Source organism: Clostridium intestinale DSM 6191, assembly GCF_900130055.1.
Classification (GTDB): Bacteria; Bacillota; Clostridia; order Clostridiales; family Clostridiaceae; genus Clostridium_T; species Clostridium_T intestinale.
In genome coordinates this window covers 1-4,796 of record NZ_FQXU01000031.1, presented here as the reverse complement: position 1 = coordinate 4,796, position 4,796 = coordinate 1, and the positions used below count along the sequence as shown (strand labels likewise).

Annotated in this window: 4 protein-coding genes, 1 tRNA gene and 3 rRNA genes; 6 read left to right on the top strand and 2 right to left on the bottom strand. The window is 31.2% G+C overall.

The features are described from left to right. The 3 genes from BUA92_RS22715 to BUA92_RS22705 form a co-directional block, all read left to right on the top strand. Positions 1-151: ribosomal RNA gene (locus BUA92_RS22715) — 23S ribosomal RNA — on the top strand; the annotation flags it as partial. Positions 152-287: 136 nt separating this feature from the next. Further along, a 5S ribosomal RNA gene (gene rrf / locus BUA92_RS22710) occupies positions 288-404 on the top strand. 5 nt (positions 405-409) lie between these two features. Continuing rightward, positions 410-485, top strand: a tRNA-Phe gene (locus BUA92_RS22705). A gap of 77 nt (positions 486-562) precedes the next feature. On the opposite strand, the gene BUA92_RS22700 is transcribed toward BUA92_RS22705, so the two are convergent. Continuing rightward, positions 563-1,141 (bottom strand): hydrolase, encoded by a 579-nt coding sequence (locus tag BUA92_RS22700; RefSeq protein WP_073022879.1) that lies wholly within the window; start codon positions 1,139-1,141, stop codon positions 563-565. A 121-nt stretch (positions 1,142-1,262) separates the two neighbouring features. Between BUA92_RS22700 and BUA92_RS22695 the strand changes: the two genes are divergently transcribed. Both BUA92_RS22695 and BUA92_RS22690 read left to right on the top strand, forming a co-directional pair. Next, complete coding sequence (locus BUA92_RS22695) at positions 1,263-2,354, top strand: mechanosensitive ion channel family protein (protein WP_073022878.1); 1,092 nt, start codon at positions 1,263-1,265, stop codon at positions 2,352-2,354. A gap of 131 nt (positions 2,355-2,485) precedes the next feature. Next, positions 2,486-3,193: a DUF1287 domain-containing protein gene (locus BUA92_RS22690; RefSeq protein WP_073022877.1), complete on the top strand. Its 708-nt coding sequence runs from the start codon at positions 2,486-2,488 to the stop codon at positions 3,191-3,193. Between the two features lie 67 nt (positions 3,194-3,260). Here the strand turns inward: BUA92_RS22690 and BUA92_RS22685 are convergent, their stop codons facing one another. Then, positions 3,261-3,938 (bottom strand): uracil-DNA glycosylase, encoded by a 678-nt coding sequence (locus BUA92_RS22685; RefSeq protein WP_073022876.1) that lies wholly within the window; start codon positions 3,936-3,938, stop codon positions 3,261-3,263. A gap of 531 nt (positions 3,939-4,469) precedes the next feature. On the opposite strand from BUA92_RS22685, the gene BUA92_RS22680 reads away from it, so the two are divergent. Beyond that, a 16S ribosomal RNA gene (locus tag BUA92_RS22680) occupies positions 4,470-4,796 on the top strand; the annotation flags it as partial.

The window sequence follows — 4,796 nt, the reverse complement described above, 5'->3', positions numbered from 1 at the left end:
AGGCATCTAAGCGTGAAGCCCACCTCAAGATAAGATTTCCCATAGAGTAATCTAGTAAGATCCCTTGAAGAACACAAGGTTGATAGGTGAGGGGTGTAAGTGTGGTAACATATTTAGCTGACTCATACTAATAGATCGAGGGCTTGACCAAAAGTTAACTGGAATATATATTTACTTAGAAGGAAACTCCTTAGCTAAAGCTAATGAGTAAGTTCCACTAACCAAATCGAAGATTTGGAGTGTCACTTATGTGCAATTTTGAAAGAACAAAATTCTTTCATAATATATTTGGTGATAATGGCATAAAGGTAACACCCCTTCCCATTCCGAACAGGATCGTTAAGCTTTATTACGCCGATGGTACTGCATGGGAGACTGTGTGGGAGAGTAGGAAGTCGCCAAATATTATGGCTCGATAGCTCAGTCGGTAGAGCAGAGGACTGAAAATCCTCGTGTCGCTGGTTCGATTCCTGCTCGAGCCACCAAAAGTCTAGCATTTTGCTAGACTTTTTTTGTGTATTTAATTAAATTGAATATAAAAAATTAAAAATATCTGAATCGTTTATATATCACCTTTTAACCCGATATCCTCAGCTACGGTTTTCATTCCTTCAATGGTCTCTTTGATTACAAAATCTAATTCTAAATCAAGCATTTTTGCTCCATTCTCGATTATGTTTCTATCAACACCAGCGGCAAATCCTTTGGATTTATATTTCTTTTTAACTGATTTCAATTCTAAATCCAAAATACTTTTAGAGGGTCTCATTATAGCGGCTGCGCTTATAAGTCCAGTGAGTTCGTCTATGGTATATAATACCTTTTCCATTTTATGAACTGGCTCGATATCGCAACATATACCATAACCATGACTTGCTACAGCATGTATATATTCATCAGATATATTATGAGCTTTCATTATTTCTTGGACTTTTATACAATGTTCATCTGGATACATTTCATAATCAAGATCATGAAGAAGTCCTACGATTCCCCATTTATCTATATCTTTTTCATCCAATAATTTTGTGAAATGTCTCATTACGCCTTCAACGGCAAGAGCATGTTTAAGTAGAGAATCACTTTTGGTATATCTACATAATAAAGACCAAGCATCATCTCTAGAAAGTTTTGAATCCATATTACCAGCCTCCTTAGAAAATATAACTATATTTTACTATTATAAATAAATATTGCAAGGTTAGAATGAAAAATCCTTAAGTACACATAATAAAGAATAATGATTTTTTTGGGTGGTAACTATGGATGAAATAAATAAAATTATTAATATAATAGCGCATTCACCTTTTGATGTGCTTGTAATAGCCCTATTAATTTATATAGGGTTTCTTATTTTTAAAAAGCTTTTTGTAAAATATATCTGTACATATTGTTGCAAATTTATAAAAAAAACTGAAAACACTTTAGACGATAAAATTTTTGAATCTTTGGAGAAACCGTTAAAGTTTCTAATAGATATATTAGGATTATACTTTTCATTAAAATATTTAGCTTTGAGTATATATAAAGAAGAACTTACGTTAATAACTGAAAAGGTATTAAGATGTGGGTTAGTTATATTTTTTACTTGGATAATCTATAATGTTACAATGGAAGATTCTCTTCTATATAATAGAATAAAAAATAAATATACAGATAAAGTTAATAAGATAATTTTCCCCTTTATATCTATTATAATTAGAATATTAGCATTAATAGCTGCTGTAAGTATATTTTCAAGAGAATTTGGATTTTCTGGATTTGTTACTGGGCTTGGAGTATCAGGAGTGGTTATAGCTTTGGCAGCGCAAGAGACTTTTTCAAATTTATTTGGAGGAATGGTTATTTTATTTGATAGACCTTTTTCTATAGGAGATTGGATTCAAACTTCAGACGTTGAAGGCATAGTGAAAGAAATAACATTTAGAAGTACAAAAATAAGAACTTTCTCAAAGGCATTAGTTACTGTACCAAACTCTAAGCTTGCTAATTCCTATATAATTAATTGGACTGATAGAAAAAAGAGGCGTATATTTTTTAAGTTACCATTAGATTACGGGACTCGAAGTAAAAAGATTAAAATCTTAGTGAAAGAAATTGAAGATTTTCTTTTAAATGATGAAAGAGTTGATAAAGAGCTAGTGATAGTATCTTTTAATGCTTTTTCAGAACACAGTTTAGATGTATCTATATATTTCTATACCAATGTAATGGAGTATTTAGCTTATGAGAAAACTAAAGAAGATATAAATCTTACCATACTTGAGATATTAGAAAAAAATGAAGTTAGTCTTGCTATCCCATGGAGCAGAGTAGAATTATCTAAAAATAAGGAAGCTGAGGATGGGAAGTAAATATATTACTAACATGAATAATATTAGAAAGATAGAAGGAAAAGAGCAATACAATAGAGAATATAAAATTTAAGAAGTTATTATATTAAAATGAAATATAGATATTTCTATGTTTTAATAAAGGGGAGTATATGAGGAAAAGAAAAGTATTAGTTTTTTGTGTTCTCTTAATTATTATAAGTATTGCTACTATAGCATTTTTAAAGCAGAAATATAAAAGTATCTTAGAAAATAACTCTATAGGAGATATAATAGAAAATTTGCCAATAAAAAAAGTTGTAGTACCTGATGAAAGTTCTAAAGAAGATAAAAATAATAATGGTATACCTGATCCAATAGACATAGTAAATGAGGCAAGAAAAGAAGTGGAAAGAGAAACCGTATATAAAGACGCATATTATACAGGAGGTTATCCACCAGAAGGTGAAGGTGTATGTACTGATGTAATATGGAGAGGGTTCAATGCTATAAATGTCTCAATTAAAGAATTGTTGGATAAGGATATTAGAGAAAATTTAAAAGAATATAGGAGAGTAAATAGTAAACCAGATCCTAATATAGATTTTAGAAGAGTATTAAATCAAGATATTTTCTTTAAAAGATATTGTGATAGTTTAACAATAGAACTTAATGTTGATGATATAAATAACCTTAAAGAATGGCAGCCTGGTGATATAGTGGTATTTGTAGAAGGGTATGAACATATTGCTATAGTCTCTGACAAAAGAGACAGTGATGGAATACCGTATGTAATTCATAATTCTACCCCTAAGGCATCTGAAGCTAAATTAAGTTGGTTTAATAATCCTATATATGCTCATTATAGATGGAAATATTAATAAGTAATGCAATTATATATGCTTTTAGAAAAGCTAAAGGGAAAAATAATTATTTTTCCCTTTAACCTTAAATATTTTCTATTTGCCAATCTATAGGATTTTTTCCTGTAGATTTTAGAAAGTCATTACATTTAGAAAATGGTTTTGAGCCAAAAAAACCTCTAGATGCAGATAGTGGACTAGGATGTACTGATCTTATTATGTAGTGATATTTGTTTGTTATGAGTTTCTCTTTTGAAATAGCATTATTTCCCCACAGTATAAATACGACAGGATCTTGTCTATCATTTAATAAAGAGATTATTTTATCGGTTAATATCTCCCATCCTTTCCCTTTGTGAGAATTAGCAGTATGAGCTCTTACTGTTAAGGATGCATTTAATAATAAAATTCCTTGATCAGCCCATTTTTTTAGATATCCATTGTTAGGTATATAACAGCCCAAATCTGTCTGTAATTCTTTATACATGTTAAGAAGTGAAGGGGGAATACCAACACCTGGTTTTACTGAAAAGCTTAAACCATGTGCTTGATTAGGTCCGTGATAAGGGTCTTGCCCTAAAATCACTACTTTAACATCTTTATATGCCGTATAGTGTAATGCATTAAAAATATCATGCATATTAGGATAAATTGTTGTTGTCTTATATTCCGTTATGAGAAATTGCCTAAGTTTTAAATAATATTCTTTAGAAAGTTCTTCTTCTAAAAGTTCTTGCCAATCATTTTTAAAATTAATAGCCATAAAAATCACCCCAATATATTATAACACTTAATAAAAAATATTAGTCGAATAAAGAAAACAAAGAAATAGTAAACGTTATATACCAATAAAACAGTTCCAGGTGTATCCATAATATGAAATCAAAGAAATATGGAGATATATTAAGAATTAACGGTATAAGTTTGTGTGAATGTGTTATAATAATAAATAGACATCTGATATAGATGTTAAGATAAAACACGTTCCGCAGAAAACATAAAGTTTCTGAGAATATAAATGTTAACTGAAAAATATTAAAAAAACAGTTGACATAACAAAAACGATATGATAACATATTATATGTTGCCGCTAAACGGTGACGAATAATGACGAAATTGGTCTTTGAAAATTAAACAGAGGAAACTTAAGAAGTTTTGAATAAAACTTACACAACGAAAGTTGTGAGTAAGTAATTGTAACAAGTGTAAAACTTGAATCAACTACTTATAGTCAACGTAATTCTTAGAGTAAGATTAAACTAAAATTTGTGCACTTAATTATTTAAGCGTCACTTAAATTGAGAGTTTGATCCTGGCTCAGGACGAACGCTGGCGGCGTGCTTAACACATGCAAGTCGAGCGAGGAAATTGCTTCGGTGATTTTCTAGCGGCGGACGGGTGAGTAACACGTGGGCAACCTGCCTGATAGAGGGGGATAGCCTTCCGAAAGGGAGATTAATACCGCATAAAGTCAAATGAAGGCATCTTCAAATGACCAAAGGAGTAATCCGCTATCAGATGGGCCCGCGGCGCATTAGCTAGTTGGTGAGGTAACGGCTCACCAAGGCGACGATGCGTAGCCGACCTGAGAGGGTGATCGGCCACATTGGGACTGAGACAC